Source organism: Massilia sp. BAP21 (genome assembly GCF_057801335.1).
This window is the reverse complement of sequence record NZ_CM173596.1, coordinates 5,430,059-5,448,202: the sequence shown is the minus strand read 5'-3', so window position 1 is coordinate 5,448,202 and position 18,144 is coordinate 5,430,059. Positions and strand designations below refer to the sequence as shown.

Annotated in this window: 15 protein-coding genes; 8 read left to right on the top strand and 7 right to left on the bottom strand. The window is 64.9% G+C overall.

Going from position 1 to position 18,144, the window contains the following annotated elements; all coding sequences use genetic code 11:
• The first annotated feature begins 310 nt into the window (after positions 1-310).
• On the top strand, positions 311-2,548 hold the full coding sequence (locus ACWYRN_RS23765) for an AAA family ATPase (protein ID WP_488690274.1): 2,238 nt from the start codon (positions 311-313) through the stop codon (positions 2,546-2,548).
• A gap of 168 nt (positions 2,549-2,716) precedes the next feature.
• Here the strand turns inward: ACWYRN_RS23765 and ACWYRN_RS23760 are convergent, their stop codons facing one another.
• The gene (locus ACWYRN_RS23760; RefSeq protein ID WP_488690273.1) at positions 2,717-4,141 is read right to left on the bottom strand and encodes an MFS transporter; all 1,425 of its coding nucleotides are present in this window, start codon (positions 4,139-4,141) and stop codon (positions 2,717-2,719) included.
• Positions 4,142-4,514: 373 nt separating this feature from the next.
• On the opposite strand from ACWYRN_RS23760, the gene ACWYRN_RS23755 reads away from it, so the two are divergent.
• Entirely contained in the window at positions 4,515-6,482 is a 1,968-nt protein-coding gene (locus ACWYRN_RS23755) for a peptidase U32 family protein (RefSeq protein ID WP_488690272.1), read from the top strand.
• A gap of 66 nt (positions 6,483-6,548) precedes the next feature.
• On the opposite strand, the gene ftsZ is transcribed toward ACWYRN_RS23755, so the two are convergent.
• From ftsZ to ACWYRN_RS23740, 3 genes are all read right to left on the bottom strand, one after another.
• Positions 6,549-7,682, bottom strand: coding sequence for a cell division protein FtsZ (ftsZ, locus tag ACWYRN_RS23750; RefSeq protein WP_488690271.1), 1,134 nt, complete (start codon positions 7,680-7,682; stop codon positions 6,549-6,551).
• Positions 7,683-7,918: 236 nt separating this feature from the next.
• Positions 7,919-8,719: an ethanolamine ammonia-lyase subunit EutC gene (eutC, locus tag ACWYRN_RS23745; RefSeq protein ID WP_488692877.1), complete on the bottom strand. Its 801-nt coding sequence runs from the start codon at positions 8,717-8,719 to the stop codon at positions 7,919-7,921.
• A 10-nt stretch (positions 8,720-8,729) separates the two neighbouring features.
• Positions 8,730-10,121: an ethanolamine ammonia-lyase subunit EutB gene (locus tag ACWYRN_RS23740; protein WP_488690270.1), complete on the bottom strand. Its 1,392-nt coding sequence runs from the start codon at positions 10,119-10,121 to the stop codon at positions 8,730-8,732.
• A 181-nt stretch (positions 10,122-10,302) separates the two neighbouring features.
• On the opposite strand from ACWYRN_RS23740, the gene ACWYRN_RS23735 reads away from it, so the two are divergent.
• Genes ACWYRN_RS23735 through ACWYRN_RS23725 form a run of 3 tightly spaced genes read left to right on the top strand, consistent with a single transcriptional unit; the run spans position 10,303 to position 11,785 of the window.
• Positions 10,303-10,662 (top strand): ArsR/SmtB family transcription factor, encoded by a 360-nt coding sequence (locus ACWYRN_RS23735; protein ID WP_488690269.1) that lies wholly within the window; start codon positions 10,303-10,305, stop codon positions 10,660-10,662.
• A complete protein-coding gene (locus tag ACWYRN_RS23730) occupies positions 10,659-11,090 on the top strand; it encodes an SRPBCC family protein (RefSeq protein ID WP_488690268.1) in 432 nt (143 codons plus the stop codon). Before ACWYRN_RS23735 ends, ACWYRN_RS23730 begins: the two co-directional genes overlap by 4 nt.
• Positions 11,087-11,785, top strand: a complete 699-nt coding sequence (locus ACWYRN_RS23725; RefSeq protein ID WP_488690267.1) for a glutathione S-transferase family protein — start codon at positions 11,087-11,089, stop codon at positions 11,783-11,785. Before ACWYRN_RS23730 ends, ACWYRN_RS23725 begins: the two co-directional genes overlap by 4 nt.
• A gap of 126 nt (positions 11,786-11,911) precedes the next feature.
• Here ACWYRN_RS23725 and ACWYRN_RS23720 read toward each other — a convergent pair whose 3' ends face one another.
• Complete coding sequence (locus tag ACWYRN_RS23720; RefSeq protein WP_488690266.1) at positions 11,912-12,487, bottom strand: PEP-CTERM sorting domain-containing protein; 576 nt, start codon at positions 12,485-12,487, stop codon at positions 11,912-11,914.
• A gap of 81 nt (positions 12,488-12,568) precedes the next feature.
• Positions 12,569-14,812 (bottom strand): phosphocholine-specific phospholipase C, encoded by a 2,244-nt coding sequence (locus tag ACWYRN_RS23715; protein WP_488690265.1) that lies wholly within the window; start codon positions 14,810-14,812, stop codon positions 12,569-12,571.
• Here ACWYRN_RS23715 and ACWYRN_RS23710 point away from each other — a divergent pair.
• Positions 14,811-15,050 (top strand): hypothetical protein, encoded by a 240-nt coding sequence (locus tag ACWYRN_RS23710; RefSeq protein ID WP_488690264.1) that lies wholly within the window; start codon positions 14,811-14,813, stop codon positions 15,048-15,050. The two genes, ACWYRN_RS23715 and ACWYRN_RS23710, sit on opposite strands and share 2 nt — an antisense overlap.
• Before the next feature lie 105 nt (positions 15,051-15,155).
• Entirely contained in the window at positions 15,156-15,395 is a 240-nt protein-coding gene (locus ACWYRN_RS23705; protein WP_488690263.1) for a hypothetical protein, read from the top strand.
• A 53-nt stretch (positions 15,396-15,448) separates the two neighbouring features.
• Here ACWYRN_RS23705 and ACWYRN_RS23700 read toward each other — a convergent pair whose 3' ends face one another.
• Positions 15,449-15,715, bottom strand: a complete 267-nt coding sequence (locus ACWYRN_RS23700; protein WP_488690262.1) for a hypothetical protein — start codon at positions 15,713-15,715, stop codon at positions 15,449-15,451.
• Between the two features lie 344 nt (positions 15,716-16,059).
• On the opposite strand from ACWYRN_RS23700, the gene ACWYRN_RS23695 reads away from it, so the two are divergent.
• A complete protein-coding gene (locus ACWYRN_RS23695; RefSeq protein ID WP_488690261.1) occupies positions 16,060-18,144 on the top strand; it encodes a PAS domain-containing protein in 2,085 nt (694 codons plus the stop codon).

Sequence of the window (18,144 nt, the reverse complement as noted above, 5' to 3'; positions counted from 1 at the left end):
GAAGTTGTGCTTAGGATTGGGCATTGATTCAAATCGGAGATACACCAACCGCCGGCTTTAGTCGGCGTTTTGCTTTAGTAATTTCAAGCAATTTCCGGCTCTGAGCTTGAAATCGTCTAATAAAAAACTCTGCCACTCGAAAGTTCTCGCATGACTTGTCGGGAAGTATCTCGGCGACGCCGCAAGCTCGGATAAATGCTTTACGGTCGTTGCGTCGAAGCCGCAAAATAAAAATGGAGGTAGCAAGGTATACTTTTGCCAACAGTTTCGCTGTAGGATTTGCTCTTTCCTTCGCGACACGAGCTTCGCCATGATTGAAACACTCGAAATTGACCAGGTCGCTACCTACCTCAACCGGCAAACGATGGCTGGCCTTAAAGACGTCAATTTCATCTTCGGACCTAACGGCGCTGGGAAGACCACAATTGGACGAGTTGTGGCGAACAAGTCTAGGCCCGAATACGCGAAGTGCTCCATCGCATGGCGTGATGGGATCGAAATGCAGCCTCTAGTCTACAACCGAGACTTCGTGGACGCGAATTTCAACATCGAAGGCCATCTGAAAGGCATCTTTACGCTTGGCGAGAAAGACATCGCCAACGAGCTGGCGATAAAAGCTAAGAAAGAAGAGGTCGACCGCCATGGCAACGACGTGGCGCAGCGCGCCAATACCCTTGGCGATGCGGTCAAGAAAACAGGAAAGCTCGGGGAACTCGCCCAGCTAGAAAAAGACTTTGCCGACCAATGCTGGGAGCGAAAGCGCAAGCACGATTCGACATTCGCGGATGCATTTACTGGCGTGAGAAACGACGCAGCTCGTTTCAAAGAGCGCTTGCTGCAACAGGCCCAGTCGAACAAGGCGGAGTTGCAAACGCTTGAATATCTAACCGAGCGAGCGGCCACAGTGTTTGGCGAGGCACCGCAACGGCAGAGCAAACTGTCGCCGTTGGCATTCGGGGCCATCGTGGCCTTGGAAGAAGATCCCATCCTCGCAAAGAAGGTAGTAGGCAAAGAAGACGTGGACATCGCCGACATGATTCATCGCCTGGGCCACAGCGACTGGGTCAAAGCCGGTCAAGCGCATTACGAAAGTAGCGAGCCGAAGTGCCCCTTCTGTCAGCAAACCGCGCCCGGAGGGTTGTCGGCTAGCTTGGAGGCCTACTTTGATGAGACTTTTGAACGGGATACGCAGGCAATAGCGGAACTGCAGGGTGCTTACGAAGGCGAATCTAGTTTCATTCTGGGCGCCCTCCACTCCCTCTCGGAATCCACATCACCCTTTTTGGACAAGTCAGCTTTTGAAGGCGAGCGGGCCGCGATCCACGCCAAGCTGCGGGCGAATGCTCTTATCTTGGCGAACAAGCGCAAAGAGCCGAGCGCGCCACAGCGGCTCGAATCGCTCGCGCAGCCTTTATCGGCAGTCTTCGACCTGATCGCGGCGGCCAACGTGAAGGTTGACGACCACAACCGCATTGTCGACGGCATTGGGGCCGAGAAGACGAATCTGACTGCTCAGGTATGGCGGCATATTCTCGAAGATATGAAGGTCGAGCATGAGATTTATGGCCGTAAGAAAGCTAGCGTGGAAGCCGCGATCAATAGCCTGCGAAGCCAGATCACGAGGTCCGAGGAGGCCAAAGTGAAAGCGCAGCGTGAACTGCGCGAGTTGGAAAAATCAGCCTCCACCGTCCAGCCCACAGTGGACGCTATCAACGACGTGCTCAGATCATTTGGCTTTAAAACGTTCACTCTGGCAAGAGCCGGCGACGACACGCAATACAAGCTTGTGCGACACGATGGAAAGGACGCGAAACATACTTTGAGCGAAGGCGAGAAATCGTTCGTTACGTTTCTTTACTTCTACCATCTCATCAAGGGAAGCGACAGCGACAGCGGTGCTGCGCGAGATCGAATTGTCGTGTTCGACGACCCTGTTTCAAGTATGGACAGCGACGTTCTATTTATCGTCAGCAGCTTGATTCGCGCGCTATTCGAGGACATGCGCAAGGGCCAAGGCTATATCAAACAAGTCTTTGTCTTGACCCATAACGTCTACTTCCACAAGGAAGTCTGCTTCGCCAGCCTCCAACGCAAAGGCGAGGGCAAGGGCGGAAAAGGTGGCAAAGGGAATGAACGCAGTATTTCCCGCAGCTTTTGGGTCGTGCGTAAGTCGCCGACTGGACCCCAGTTCGAGCGTTTCGACGACAATCCGATCAAGACGTCTTATGAGTTACTGTGGGATGAGGTGCGAAAGGATGAGCGGAATCCGTTGACGATCCAAAACACCATGCGCAGGATCTTGGAGCACTACTTCAAGATTCTTGGTGGAATCGACTTCGACGAGCTCTGCGAGAAGTTTGAGGGCAGAGAAAAGCTAGTGTGCCGCTCGCTGCTTTCATGGGTCAATGATGGGTCACATTTTTCGCACGACGACGCTCACTTCGCGTTTGGCAAAGATGCTGTTGACGATCAAGTGGAAATATTCAAGAAGATTTTCGAGCGTGCCGAGCACCTGCCCCATTACGAGATGATGATGGCGAGAACGTAGGCGTAGGAAACATTACCCCAACATGCCATCTACCGAAACGCAATAATTACGGGCTTTTTTACGAGCTTTAACGATGCGTCCCGTGACTTATCTAGTCAAGCACAAAGTCGTATTGCTTGTACCGAGATAAAACAGCGCCTAGCCAGCGTCCGGCTCAATCGAATCCGCTCACTTCGGCGGCGTATTGCTGGGCCGGACCCAGATAAACGCGCAGATCGCAGCCGCCGCTGCACTGCTCGCACACACCATCAGCGCCACATGAAACGGCGCCAGCAAAGCGCGCCCCTGCGCAGTCAGAACCACGCCCAGCATCGCCGTTGCGATCAGCCCACCCCCACGCGCCACCGCGCTATTGAAGCCGGATGCGATCCCGGTATGGCTTCCATCCACCGATGACAACACCGCCGTGGTCAGCGGCGCCGCCACACAAGCCATGCCCAGCGCGATCACTAACAAGGCCGGCAGGACCGTCGCTGCATAGCTGCCGGCGCCAATGCGCAGCGCCAGCAGGAAGCCACCGGCGACGATCAGCGAGCCGATCGACAGGGGCAGGCGCGAGCCTTGGCTGGCTGCGACGCGTCCCATCAGCGGCGAGCCGATCGCCAGCACGACCGGGAAGGGCAGCAGCGCCGCACCGGCCTGCCTGGCCGAGTACCCCAGCGCCTGGATCAGCACGAACGGCACCAGCAGCATCAGCGCCCCGAGCGCGCCATACAGCAGGAAAGTCATCAGGTTCAACCCGGAAAACGCGCTCGAACCGAACAGTTTCAGGGGCAGCATCGCGCGCGCGCCGGCGCGCCGCTCGGCCCACAGGAAGGCCAGCAGGATCACGACGCCGGCCACCAGCGCCATGCCGGCCCACGGGGTCAGGTGTTTTTCGGCCGACGCGTCGGCTAGCCCCCAGGTGAGGCAAGCAAGACCGAGGCTGGCGAGCACGGCCCCGAGCAGATCGAGCGCAACCGGCTTGTCGCGCGTGTTCCCCGGCACGAAGCGCCAGGCCAGGAACATCGCCAGCGTCGCGATCGGCAAATTGATGTAGAAGACCGCGCGCCAGCCCATGGTGTCGATCAGCCAACCGCCCAGCAGTGGTCCGATCGCTCCGGCAGCGGCGCCGGCCGCAGCCCAGGTGCCGACCGCCCGCCCGCGTTTCTTCCCCTGGAAGGTCGCGCTCAGGACGGCAAGGCTGTTCGGCAGCAGCATGGCCGCGCCCACGCCCTGCAGCAGCCTGCCTGCCACCAGCAGCATCAGGCTTGGCGCGAGCGCGCAGAGCAGGGAGGCCAGTGCGAATACGCCGATGCCGGCCACGAGCACGCGCTTGCGCCCGTAGCGGTCGCCCAGCGCGCCGCCCAGCAGCAGAAGCGAACTGAGCGGCAGCAGGTAGCCGTTGACGACCCATGACAGGTCGGCGCCTCCGCCGGCGAAGTCGCGGCCGATCGCCGACAGGCCGACGTTGACGACCGAGCCGTCGATGAAAGCCAGGCTGCTTGCCAGGATCGAGGTGCATAGCACCAGGTTCGGATGCGCCGGCGCCTTGTCATGGGCGCGTGCGCTTGCCGCGAGCGTGCGGTCGCAATCGATGGGCAGGGTGCTCAAGCGCACGCCCCGAAGGGTTGATGTTCAAATAATGGCGGCATGACGGCATCGTGCTGCCCGGTGATGCCCGTGTCTGTTCGGATGCACACACATCAGGTGCCGGTGCATGGCGAGAGCAGGGTGCAGGCAGGCGCCTGCCTGACTACCCTCATCGCCTGCGCATGCTGGCGTTACCAATTCCCCCCAACAACATGTGTAAAACGCGCCCTTGCTAGTTCTTCGAAAGCTGGCGCGCAACCAGTAGATTGCTGCTGCATTCTGCGACGCATGACAAGGTTCGGAACTGGCGTTGAAGACATATATGCCGGCCTCGCTGGTGACATGTATTGCCTTGAAAGCTATACTCCAAGTCTCCGTCGACGAGGAACGCGCCATGTCTCTACTTGACCACCAGCTCGAATTGCTGTCGCCCGCCAAAACCGCCGAGATCGGCCGCGAGGCCATCCTGCACGGTGCCGACGCCGTCTACATCGGCGGCCCGGCATTCGGCGCCCGCCACAACGCCAGCAACTCCCTCGAAGATCTCGCCAGCCTGGTCCAGTTTGCCCACCGCTACCGTACCCGCATCTTCGTCACGATGAACACGATCATGCACGACGCCGAGCTCGATCTGGCACGCAAGCAGGCCTGGCAGCTGTACGAGGCGGGCGTCGATGCGCTGATCGTCCAGGACATGGGCCTGCTCGAACTCGACCTCCCGCCGATCCAGCTCCACGCCAGCACGCAGTGCGACATCCGCACCGTGGAGAAAGCGAAGTTCCTGGGCGACGTCGGTTTCTCGCAGCTGGTGCTGGCACGCGAACTGACGATAGACCAGATCCGCAAAATCCGCGCACAGGTCGACACGCCGCTCGAATACTTCATCCACGGCGCCCTGTGCGTCGCGTTCTCCGGCCAGTGCTACATCTCCCACGCGGACACAGGCCGCAGCGCCAACCGCGGCGACTGCTCCCAGGCCTGCCGCCTGCCTTATACGCTGACCGATAGCCAGGGCGGTGTCGTGGCCTACGACAAGCACCTGCTGTCGATGAAGGACAATGACCAGAGCCGCAACCTGGAGGCGCTGATCGACGCCGGCATCCGCTCGTTCAAGATCGAGGGCCGCTACAAGGACATGGGCTACGTGAAGAACATCACGGCCCACTACCGCCTGCTGCTCGACGAGATCCTCGAGCGCCGCGCTGGCTTCGTGCGCGCCGCCAGCGGGCACACGCAGGTCTTCTTCACGCCGGACGTCGACAAGAATTTCAACCGCGGCCACACCGACTATTTCGCCCAGGGCCGCCAGGACGACATCGGTGCCTTCGATTCGCCGAAGTACCTGGGCGTGCGCGTGGGCGCCGTCAGCAAGGTCGGCCCGGATTTCGTCGAGCTGATGACCGACGCGCCGCTGGCCAACGGCGACGGCCTGAACTACATGAACAAGCGCACCAGTGTCGGCATCGGCGTGAACACGGTGCAAAAGCTGGGCGAAAGCGAAGAGGGCCAGCGCTGGCGCGTATTCCCGAACGAGCCTGTCAGCGCCTTGCCTAGTTTGAAGCCCGGCACCGAAGTCCACCGCAACCGCGACCACGGCTGGGAGGCGGCGCTCACCAAACGCTCGGCCGACCGCAAGGTGGCGCTGCACCTGACGCTTTTCGAATCCGATGGCGGCCTCGCCTTGCGCCTGCGCGACGAGGATGGTATCGAGACGGTGACGCATGCGCAGCTGCCGCTGCAGCTGGCGCACAATCCCGATCAGGCCGACGCGGCGCTGCGCACCAGCCTGACCAAGCTGGGGAACACGATGTTCGAAGCCGATGGCATCGTCTTGAACCTGTCGCAGCCGTGGTTCGTGCCTGCCGCCGCCATCAATGCACTGCGGCGCGATGCAGTGGCGGCGCACGAAGCGGCCAGGTTGCAGGCGTGGGAGCGCCCGGAGCGCAAGGCGCCGGTGGAGCCGCCCGCCGTGTACCCGGCAACCCAGCTGTCTTACCTGGCCAACGTCTACAACGACAAGGCGCGCGCCTTCTACCGCAAGCATGGCGTGGGCCTGATCGACGCGGCCTACGAAGCGCACCAGGAAGCGGGCGAGGTGTCGCTGATGATCACCAAGCACTGCCTGCGCTTCTCGTTCAACCTGTGCCCGAAACAGGCCAAGGGTGTGCAGGGCGTGCAGGGCCAGGTGCGGGCCGAGCCGATGACCTTGAAGTCGGGCGAGGACAGCTACACGCTGCGCTTCGACTGCAAGCCCTGCGAGATGCACGTGGTCGGCGCGATGAAGCCCGGCATCCTGCGCTCGCCGCCGCCGTCCGCCGTGTCCTATAGCCCGCTGACCTTCCATCGCCAGCGGCCCGTGTAACGCCCCGTCTCATCTCCCCGGCGGCGCCAGGGGGCCGTGCATCCGGCATCCTGCGCCGGCCGATCCTCAGCCCGGCTGGCCATCCTCGCCACCCGGCCCGGCCGACTGGCGCGACGACGCCCCGGCGCGCGACTCGTACTGCGCCGCTCCCTGCCGCACCTGCGAGTGAAGCGCGCCCTGGCGTAGCACCGGCTGCGATGGCGCCCCTGGGCGCGGCATCGACAACCTGCGCGTCCCAAGCGGCAGGTCGCTCGGCCGGGTCAGCCCGGTGGCCACCACCGTCACGCGCATCGCGTCGCCCAGCGTCTCGTCGTACACCGCGCCGAACTTGATAATGGCGTCGTCGTTGGTCTGTGCGCAGACCGTGTTCATCACGAGCTTGGTTTCGCGCAGCTTCAGCGTTTCTTCGGAGGCGGCGATGTTGACCAGCACCCCGCGCGCGGCGCGCAGGTTCGCGCCATCGAGCAGCGGGCAGGCGATCGCCTCCGCCGCGGCCTTGGCGGCGCGGTCGTCGCCGGCATGTTCGGCCGAGCCCATCATCGCCATGCCGGTCTGGCGCATCACCGTGCGCACGTCCTCGAAGTCGACGTTCACCATCCCCGGCACGACGATGATTTCCGCAATCCCGGTCACGGCCTTGCTGAGCACTTCGTCGGCGGCGGCGAACGCCTGTTTTTGCGTGACGTCGTCGCCCAGCACTTCCTCGAGGCGGCTGTTCAAGACCACGATCAGCGAATCGACGCAGCGCGCCAGCGTCGCGATGCCTTCCTCGGCCACGCGCATGCGCCGCGGACCCTCGAACTCGAAGGGCTTCGACACCACGGCCAGGGTCAGGATGCCCAGCTCGCGCGCCACTTCGGCCACCACGGGGGCGGCGCCGGTGCCGGTGCCGCCGCCCATGCCGGCGGTGATGAAGACCATGTCGGCGCCCTTGAGTGCGTCGGCGATGCGCTCGCGTTCGCGGGTGGCACATTCGCGTCCGACGGCCGGGTCGCTGCCGGCGCCCAGGCCGCTTTCGCCGAGCTGGATGCGCTGTTCGGTGCGGGTGTTCGACAGGGCTTGCGCGTCGGTGTTCGCGCAAATGAAATCGAAGGTGGAGGCACCGGTTGGCGCCATGTGGTTGACGGCGTTGCCGCCGGCGCCGCCGATACCGATGATCTTGATGACCGTCGCCGGCTGGGTAATTGTGGATTCGGACAAGGAACACTCCGTTTGTAGAATTAGCGGTCGGCCGCACGCGCGATGGCCGCGCATCACCCAGGATGCGTGCCGGCGGATGCCGAGGCCATTAGACTACTTGCTGTTCAGCGCACGCGAAAGCGTATAAACGTTTCAATCGAAACGATTTGTAAGAAGCCGTGCAATCGGAAGAAAACTTTGTCAAGACGCGACCGCTTGCTGGCTGCGCCTGTCCGTCGCCATCGCGGTAAAGTTAGTCAAAGCAGGAAGTTGCCAACATCACCACCCAGGCGCCGGTCCTGGAGCGCGCTGTCATCCTTCAGGTGAACGCCGGAGAGCTGCCGCCTGTGCGCTTCGGCCAGCAGGTAATGCAGCCTGTCCGCCGCGTCTTCGATGCACAGCCCGGCCGGCCGCACGTTCGAGATACAGTTGCGGCGTTCGTCGGTCAGGCCGACGCTCGGCGCCCATGTCAGGTACAGGCCCATGCTGTCGGGTGAACTCAGGCCCGGCCGTTCGCCGATCAGCACCAGGACGATCTTCGCGCCGAGCAGTTCGCCGACTTCGTCGCCCACCGCCACGCGGCCCTGCTGCACGATCGCGACAGGCGCCAGCCGCCACGCCTGCTCCTGCAGCCGCGCGTATAAGGCCTGCAGCAGGGGCGCTGCATGGCGCATGACGGCAAGGGCCGACAAACCATCCGCGACGACCACGGACAGGTCATATCGGCCCTCCTGCACCGCGCCGCCGTACCGGGCACGCAGCAGCTGGCGCGACGGCGCGTCGAGTTGCCGGCCCAGGTCGGGCCGTTGCAGGTAGATGTTGCGGTCGGCCGCCGCGCTGTGCAGCAGCAGGGGGCAGGGCGCGGCAGGCCAGGCGGGCGCCAGGGCCGCGCTCAATTGCGCGATGTCGAGGGCGCCGTGCACGGCGTCGCGAGCACGGGCATGGCCGAGCTGGAAGTCGAGCTGGGCGCGGGTGGGCTGGCTGGCGCCGCGGTGGCCAAGCCCAATGCGGGCGGCGGTGAAGCGGCGCAGTGCCTGCCAGGGATCGAGGTCGGTCATGTCGGCTCCTTCAGGGCAACTGCAGAAGCGCTTGCGCGAACGGCGCCGGCAGCGCGCGGCCCAGCGTGGGCGTCGCATCGCCGGTAAAGATGCCCAGTTCGCGCAGCCAGGCGTGGAATTCGGGCGCCGGCAGCAGGCCGAGCGCGCGGCGCGCATACAGGGCGTCGTGGAACGAGGTGGTCTGGTAGTTCAGCATGATGTCGTCGGCGCCGGGCACGCCCATCACGAAGGTGCAGCCGGCCGTGCCCAGCATCGTCAGCAGCACGTCCATGTCGTCCTGGTCGGCTTCGGCATGGTTGGTGTAGCAAACGTCCACGCCCATCGGCAGACCGAGCAGCTTGGCGCAGAAGTGGTCTTCCAGGCCGGCGCGGATGATCTGCTTGCCGTCGTACAGGTACTCCGGCCCGATGAAGCCGACGACCGAGTTCACCAGCAGCGGGTCGAAAGCGCGCGCCACCGCATAGGCGCGCGCCTCGGCGGTCTGCTGGTCGAGGCCGTGGTTGGCATTGGCCGACAGGGCGCTGCCCTGGCCGGTCTCGAAGTACATGAGGTTGTCACCGAGTGTGCCGCGGCGCAGGGGCAGGGCGGCGTCGCGGGCTTCGCGCAGCAGCGCCAGGTCGATGCCGAAGGCGGCGTTGGCCGCCTGGGTCCCGGCAATCGACTGGAATACGAGGTCGACCGGCGCACCGCGTTCGATGGCGGCGATGGTGTTGGTCACGTGAGTCAGCACGCAGGACTGGGTCGGAATCGCGTAGCGGCCGATGATCTCGTCGAGCATGTTGAGGAGCTTGATCACCTGGTGCACGTTGTCGGTGGCCGGGTTGATGCCGATGACGGCGTCGCCACTGCCGTACATCAGGCCGTCGAACAGGCTGGCCGCGATGCCGGATGCGTCGTCCAGCGGGTGGTTCGGCTGCAGCCGCGTCGACAGGGTGCCCGGCAGGCCGATCGTGTTGCGAAAGCGCGTGACGACGCGGCACTTGCGGGCGACCAGCACCAGGTCCTGGATGCGCATGATCTTCGACACCGCGGCCGCCATCTCCGGCGTGATGCCCGGGGCGATTTGTGCCAGGCGCGCGGCGCCGGCCTCGTCGCCGAGCAGCCAGTCGCGAAAGTCGCCCACCGTGAGGTGGCGGATCTGCGCAAAGGCGGCGGCGTCGACGCCGTCGACGATCAGGCGCGTCACCTCGTCGGTTTCGTAAGGCACCACCGCCTCGTTCAGGAAGGTCGTGAGCGGCAGTTCGGCCAGGGCCATCTGCGCCGCCACGCGCTCTTCGCCTGTGCCGGCCGCCACGCCGGCCAGGTAGTCGCCGGAGCGCGCGGGCGTGGCCTTGGCCAACAGCTCGCGCAGGTCGGCGAAGGCATAGGTCCGGCTACCGACTTGGTGGGTGATCCGACTCATCGCGCGCTCCGTATTGCTTGCACAAGAAAGCTCCGGTGGTACTGCCGCATTACCCGGCAGGACGGCTTATCCTGCCACATTTTCACGCCGCGCGGACAGTGCGCCGCACCGGCTTTTCTCCCCGTACCCGGGCCGCATACATTCTCCTTGCAAGTCGAATACTTCACCCTATAGTGAAGTAATGCACACGGCGAGCCTCGACACCATCTACCGTGCGCTGGGCGATCCATCCCGGCGCGCGATGCTGCAGCGGCTGGCGGATGGGCGCTCGCTCACGGTCAGCGAGCTGGCGGCGCCCCTGCCGCTGGCCATGCCGACCGTGCTCAAGCACCTGGACGTGCTGGAGCGCGCCGCGCTGGTGTCCCGGCACAAGACCGGCCGCACGGTCAGCGTGACTTTGCAGCCGGCCGCCCTGGCCGAAGCGCTGGCCTGGCTGCAGCGCACCGAAACGTTCTGGACGAGCCGCCTCGACCGGCTTGCCGCCGTGGTTGAACCCGCGCGGCCCACCAAGCCGCCCGCATCCGAGGAGGAATCGCCATGACCAGCCTCACCATCGTCCGTGTCATCGAAGCGCCGCCCGCGGCCGTCTTCGCTGCCTTCGTCGAACCCGAGAAGATCGCCCTGTGGTGGGGCCCCGACGACGGACCCGTCACGCTCGCGGAAGTCGATGCCCGTCCCGGCGGCCGCTTCCATGTGCGCTTTCGCATGCTCGACGGCAGCGAGCACGGCTGCTTCGGCAACTTCGAGGTGTTCGAGCCGCCACATCGCCTGGCCATGAGCTGGTCGTGGGAGGGCGAGGACACGCCGGCCTCGTATGTGCAGGCCAGCTTCGCGCTGGCCGATTCAGGACACACCGAGCTCACCTTCGTGCATGCGCAGCTGCGCGACGCCGCCACGCGCGACAGCCACGAGCACGGCTGGAACGGCGCGCTCGACAAGCTGCAGCGCAAGGCGGAGAGGCTGTCATGATCACGGTCACCGCCATGAAGTGGGCGCCGCCCTTTGCCGCCGGCCAGGTACGCGACCACCGCGTGCGCTGGATCCTCAACGAAGTGGGCTGGCCCTACGAGGTCCGGCTGGTCGATGCGCCGACCATGAAGTCGGCCGCGTACAGCCGCGGCTTGCAGCCCTTCGGCCAGCTGCCGGTGCTGGAAGAGGAGGGCCGGCCGCCGGTCTTCGAGAGCGGCGCCATCGTGCTCGACGTTGCCATGCGCGCCGGACGTTGCATCGCCGCCGAGGGCACGCCCGAGCGGGCCGCCGCGCTGCAATGGGTGATCGCCGACCTGAACTCGGTCGAACCGGTGCTGTTCAACGTATCCGAGGTCGAGTACTTCATGGACGACGAGGAGGCGAGGAACGCCAGGCGTCCGCTGGTCGAGCGGCTGGCGAAGGAACGGCTGACGATGCTGGAAAGCGCGCGCGCCGGGCGCGACTGGTTCGTGGGCGACGGTTTTACGGTGGCCGACCTGATGCTCGCTTCCATCCTCAAGGTTGCCGACCGGCTTGCGCTGTTGGACGAGCTGCCGGCGCTGGCGGCGTGGCAGCGGACCATACTCGCGCGTCCCGCGCATGTGCGGGCCGAGCAGGACCAGCGGGCCGATATCGCCCGTCACACGCTTGAAGACATGCGCTACGATGCGCTGGCACGGCAGGATGCGCCATGAGCGCTCGGTTGCCTGTGCGAGCAAGCACTATCTGTCGCAAGTCGGCTGCATGCTGAAAGAAGCATGAGATGAGCATCGCCATTGCCGAGGCGCTCGATCCTGCGCTCGCGCGGCAGGCTTCCGGCCCTAGCGCCGGCGGCGTGCGAGGCCGGCAATCCCCAGGCCGGCCAGCATCAGCGCGATCGAGCCTGGTTCCGGCACCTGCGCAGCGCCGTTGAAGCTGAAATCATCCATCACGTACGACGCCGGGAAATCGCTCGCCACGACAATCGTATCGATCGCACGGTTCCAGCCCGCGTCGAGATACATCGGGACCTCCGACAGCTGCAGCGACGTCGAACGCGCCACCAGCTCGCCGCCGAAGTACAAGTCGAAGCGCACGATGCTGTCGGCATAGCCCGAGAACCAGGCGCCATCGAACATCGTGGGCGACAGGAAGCGGATTGTGCTGGCAACCGGCCAGTTGTCGGTCCAGTTGGTGGTCACGCGGCCCTGGCCCGAATGGGCGGTAAACGGCGCCTGCTCGTAAGTGTAGACGGACATGCCGGCGTTCGACCAGTCCAGTCCACCGTAGGTGACGGGCATGGCGGCAATGCCGTCCGGGCCGATGATGTCGTCGAAGGTCAGTACGGTCGCCGCGGCGAAGGGAGCGGACAGCACGAGGGCGGCGCCGACGGCGAGCTTGCGAATGATGGGATGCATGAGGTTCCTTTCGATGGATGAGGGATGCAAGGGAAACAGCCGGCAGCGTGCCGGCCGCATGGTCCCGAACAATGCGCCTGGTCAGGCGCGGCCCAGCGCCGGGTCGCTGACCGTGTGGCGGCCGGTTTCGACGCGGCCGGCGAAGCGCCGCAGGTAGTCAAACTGGCCCGACACCGTGGCGCTGATGTCATACCAGTAGCCGTTGCTCGCCACCGGGATGCGCACCAGCAGATCCGTGCGTGGTGCGAGCGTATGCATCTGTCTCAGCGCCGCATAGGCATTCGCGTTCAGGTTGAAGGTGCAAGGCGCGGCGCCCGCATTCACCATGCGCACGACCAGTTCGCCAGTGGCCGCATCGCAGCGCACCTGCACTTCGGGGCGCGGCTGGCCCGCCGCCACGGCGCGCAAGGCGCTGCCTGTGAAGTGGCGGTGGTAACCGTTCGGCCCCAGCACCCACAAATCGTAGGGACCGCCCACCGCGGGCGTCCACATGTCCGACAGCGTCTTGCCCGATTCGACCGTGTAGCGGCGCGGGACCGCCGCCAGGTTCTTGCGGTCGTACACGTGGAACACGGCGCCCTGGCGGCCGGTGTTGATGAAGGTCAGCGCCACCTGCGCGGCGTTCATCGTGGCGCCGGGCAGCACCTCGCAGATGGTCGCCAGTTCGTAGGGCAGCGCGCGCGATGGACGCGTGCCGCTGGCTTGCTGCGGCATCTGGGGCGAGACCGGCGGCGTGATCTGCGCCAGACGCCCCTGCGCGGCGCGCAGCGCGTCGGCCTGGCTCCTGCTCTTGCGGCCACCCAGCACCGGCAGGGCTTCGCTGTTCGGTGTCTCGAAGTTGAAGGCGCTGGTGAGGTCGCCGCACACCGCGCGGCGGAAGGGGCTGATGTTCGGCTCCTTGACGCCGAAGCGCGCTTCCAGGAAGCGCAGCACTGAGGTATGGTCGAACACCTGCGAGTTGACCCAGCCGCCGCGGCTCCATGGCGAAATCACGTACATCGGCACGCGCGGGCCGGGCCCGTAGACGCGGCCGTCCGGCGCCGGCTGCCGCGTGCTGCCTTCCGGTCGAGGATGAGTGTAGTATTCGGCGCCCAGGGCGCCCGGCGGCAGCGTGGTCTTGCCGGCGTAGCCGCCCTTGCCGTCGGGCGAAGGGGCGGAAGGCGAGGGCACGTGGTCGAAGTAGCCGTCGTTCTCGTCGAAGTTCACGATCAGGACGGTCTTGCTCCAGACCTCGGGGTTGGCCGTCAATGCGTCCAGGACCTCCTGCAGGAACCACGAACCCTGCACCGGGCTCGATGGGCCGGGGTGTTCGCAGTAGATCGACGGCGCGTTCATCCACGACACCTGCGGCAGCTTGCCCTCGCGGATATCGCGCTTGAAGGCGTCCAGGTATTGCTCGGGCTGGGTGCCCGGCAGGGTGTTGGCGATGCCCTTGTAGAGCGGGTTGCCGGCGTTGTCGGTGGCCGCGTCGTAGGCGTGGTAGGGCAGGGACTGGCCGGTATTGGTGTAGGGCTGGTTCGGCGCGCCGCCGCTGGACACCGGGTAGCCCGAGGCGAGGTTGGCGCGCTTGAACTGGCGGAAGGCGCCGAGCATGTTGTCGCCCCATTCGTCGGGCATGTTCTGGTAGCTGATCCAGCTGACGCCGGCCGCTTCCAGCCGTTCGGCGTAGGTGGTCCAGGTATAACCCGTGTTCACGCCGGCTTGCGTGCCGTCGATCGCATCCCATTCGTTGGTGACAAAGGCGGTGCCGGTCGGTACCGCGCCATTGGTGCCGGTCAGGAAGAACGAGCGGTTGGCGTCGGTGCCGGTATGCATGGCGCAGTGGTAGGCGTCGCACAGCGTAAAGGCATTCGCCAGCGCGAACGCGAACGGGATCTCGTTCTCCTTGAAGTAACCCATCGAGATCGCGTTCTTGTAGCGCGGCCACTGGTCCATGCGGCCGTTGTCCCAGGCCAGCTGGCTGTCGAGCCAGTCGTGCGGGGTACCGTTGGCGCGCTGGGCGTTGCCGCGGCTGCCGTCCAGGTGGAAGGGCATCATCAGGTTGCCGTTCGCCATACGCTGCTGCCACACATTGCGGCCCTCGGGCAGCGGGATGGGAAAGCGGTCGCCGAAGCCGCGCACGCCGGCAAGCGTGCCGAAGTAGTGGTCGAATGCGCGGTTCTCCTGCATCAGGATCACCACGTGTTCGACGTCGCGGATGCTGCGCGTCGCGTTGTTGGCCGGGATAGCGAGGGCGCGCTGGATGGCCGGAGGGAAAGCTGCGTAGGTTGCAGCGGCGATGCCCGCCTGGGCGCTGCCGCGCAAGAATCTGCGTCGTGAGGTCATGACATTCCCGAAGAAAGTTGTGTTTGCTCGTATGCAACTCACGTTGCATTTTGTTGTCATGCCGATACGACTGCAGGACGCAGCCAATGTAAGCCGGGCGCATGACCTCGCGATGACACGCGAACAGGGTGCCGGCAAAGGACGCGACCTTGCATCCCCAGCGGATGGCGTCGGCGGGAAGCGAGTCGATCGGCATGGCGCGCAATACGCCCCGCTCGACTTCGCGACGCCCGGCTGATAAGCGAAACCCGCGCGTTGCGCTACGCGTCCTGGGCGCGACGCGTGCGCCACGGTCGCGTTCTCCTGTCTACCATGAAGACGTCAAAGTCAACAGGAGCATGCGATGCCAAGAGGAGCCAGCCCGAAACGCGAACGCGAAGCCAAGAAACTGGAACGCAAGTTCAAGAAGGAAAAACGGTACAAGGGACGCGAGGACGAAGTCGCGGCCCGCATCGTCAACAAGCAGCGCGCCGCTGCCGGCGAAACCAAGACCAAGCACAAGCCGAAACGCCGTACGGCATCGCGCCGCAAGAGCCGCAGCAGCCACGCGCGCACGCGGCGCAGCACGGCCAAGAAGTCCTGAGCTGCGGGTTGCATGAAAAGCGGGCGCGGCGGCAGTAACGAGCCGCCGCGCCTTCAGCAGCCTGGCGCCGAGCGGTCCGTCTCCAGTGCGCTGCGCCAGCGCCCCCCGGCCCGGCGCAGGATGGCCAGGCCCGTCGACTCCCAGCCCCAGGCCTGGACCAGCAATTCGTCGCTGCCGTCGGCATCGAGGTCGGCATGCCCGACCAGGGTCCAACTGGTGACGCGGCATACGGCGCCGCCGTAGTGCACGCGGGTTGCCACGCTGCGGTAACCTGTCTTTCCCTGCTCGGCCACCATCAGGTAGCCAAATACGTTCTCCATGTCGCCGCGATCGCGGCGCCGCGCCGGCATCCGCGATTGTCCTGGCATCGCCGATCTTGTTCGCGCAGGCAATCTCGCCGATCAAGCGTCGTCAGGCGGGCAACCAATGGCGCTCCCAATCCCGGCAGCAAAATGACCGGGCAGATCACCGCTTTCAGCAAATCTGACATTGGCTGTTGTCGAATAACAACGGACCCTGAACGCGCCGCATTTATTGTCTGATTCAATTGAATTTTTGCTAGTTCTTCGCTGCTGCACTGCTATTCTTGTTTCCCCTTGGAAAGCCATCCATTTGGCACCCCACGGTCACGCCACCCTCCACCTACCGGACACCAACAACAAGAATGCTCGCCTCCACCATCCTCGCTACACCCGACAGCCGGCTCGACATGGCGCACGCCGCACTCGACGCCATCCAGCGCACCCAGGCCGTGGTCGACTTCGACATGCAGGGCCATGTCCTGCACGCGAACCAGAACTTCCTCGATGCGATGGGCTATACGCTGGGCGAGATCGTGGGCCGCCATCACCGCCTGTTCTGCGCCGCCGATTACGTTGCGTCCGATGCCTATGTGGCTTTCTGGGACGCGCTGGGCAGCGGCCACCCGAGCCAGGGCGAATACATGCGCCTCGGGCGCGACGGTGTGCCGGTCTGGCTGCAGGCCTCGTACAACCCGGTGTTCGACGGCGCAGGCCGCCCGGCCAAGGTGATCAAGTTCGCCACCAACATTAGCCAATCCCGGCTGCAGCAGGCCGAGAACGCGGCCAAGATCGATGCCATCGACCGGGTCCAGGCCGTGATCGAATTCGGTCTCGACGGCAGCATCCTGCACGCCAACGCGAAATTCCTGGACACGCTCGGCTACTCGCTGGACGAGCTGCGCGGCCAGCACCACCGCCTGTTCTGCGAGCCGGCTTATGCGGCGTCGCCCGAGTACGCGCTGTTCTGGGCCCACTTGGGCAAGGGCGAAGTCCACGCGGGCCAGTTCAAGCGCCGCCACAAGTCCGGGCGCGATGTCTGGATCAGTGCCTCGTACAACCCGGTGTTCGGCCCCGACGGCAAGCCGTGCAAGGTCATCAAGTACGCCACCGACATCACCGAGCAAACCCTGCGCAACGCCGACTACGAAGGCAAGAACCAGGCGATCGACCGGGTCCAGGCCGTGATCGAGTTCGATCTGCAGGGCCGGGTACTGACGGCGAACAGCAACTTCCTCGATGCCATGGGGTACACGCTGGACGAGATCCGCGGCCAGCACCACCGCATGTTCTGCGACCCGACCCTGGCCGGTTCGTCCGAGTACCTGGCCTTCTGGGACCGCCTGGGCCGCGGCGAATTCAACGCCGGCGAGTACCGCCGCGTGACGCGCGCCGGCAAGGAAGTCTGGCTGCTGGCCTCGTACAACCCGATCTTCGACGCCGACGGCAAGCCGATCAAGATCGTCAAGTTCGCCACCGACATCACGCAGCAGAAGCGCCAGGACACCGAGGTCAAGGGCAAGCTGGAGTCGATCGGGCGCTCGCAGGCCGTGATCGAATTCGACCTGCGCGGCAATGTATTGAACGCGAACGATAACTTCCTGCGCACCATGGGCTATACAAGCGACGAAGTCGCGGGCGCCCACCACAGCATGTTCTGCGACCCGGCGCTGGTGAGGAGCGCGGCCTACCGCCATTTCTGGGCCAACCTGGCCCAGGGCCAGTTCCAGTCCGGACGCTTCCAGCGGCGCGGCAAGCACGACGCCGACATCTGGATCGTCGCCACCTACAACCCCATCCTCGACGTCAACGGCAAGCCCTATAAAGTCGTGAAATTCGCGATGGACGTCACCGAGCAGGTGCACCGCGAAGAGCTGGTCAGCGCCAAGGTCAAGGCGATTGCCGGCGTGCTCAGCGAGCTGACCCAGTCGATCGCGGCGATCGCCCAGGGTTCGCAGCAGTCGAGCGAACTGGCCACGCGCACCCAGCAGGACGCGGCCGAAGGCAGCAAGCTGCTGGCGCGTTCGCGCCAGTCGATCGGGGCGATCCAGCAGGCCTCTGGCAACGTGCGCGAGATCATCGACACCATCAGCGACATCGCCGGCCAGACCCACCTGCTTGCCTTCAACGCGGCGATCGAGGCGGCGCGCGCGGGCGAGCACGGCAAGGGCTTCTCGGTGGTGGCCAACGAGGTGCGCAAGCTGGCCGAGAAATCGGCGCTGGCCGCGCGCGAGATCGCCAAGCTGATCAACGAAACCGTGGCCCGGGTCAGCGAGGGCACGCGCCTGTCCGGCGAGGTCGAAGATGCGTTCGGCCGCATCGTCGTGTCGGTGGAAAAGACCAGCGAGTCGATCGGCGGCATCCATGCCTCGACCAGCGCCCAGGCCAGCGCCACGCGCAACGCCTCGGCGCTGCTGGGCGAATTGGAACGCATCGCCACGGAGCGCTGA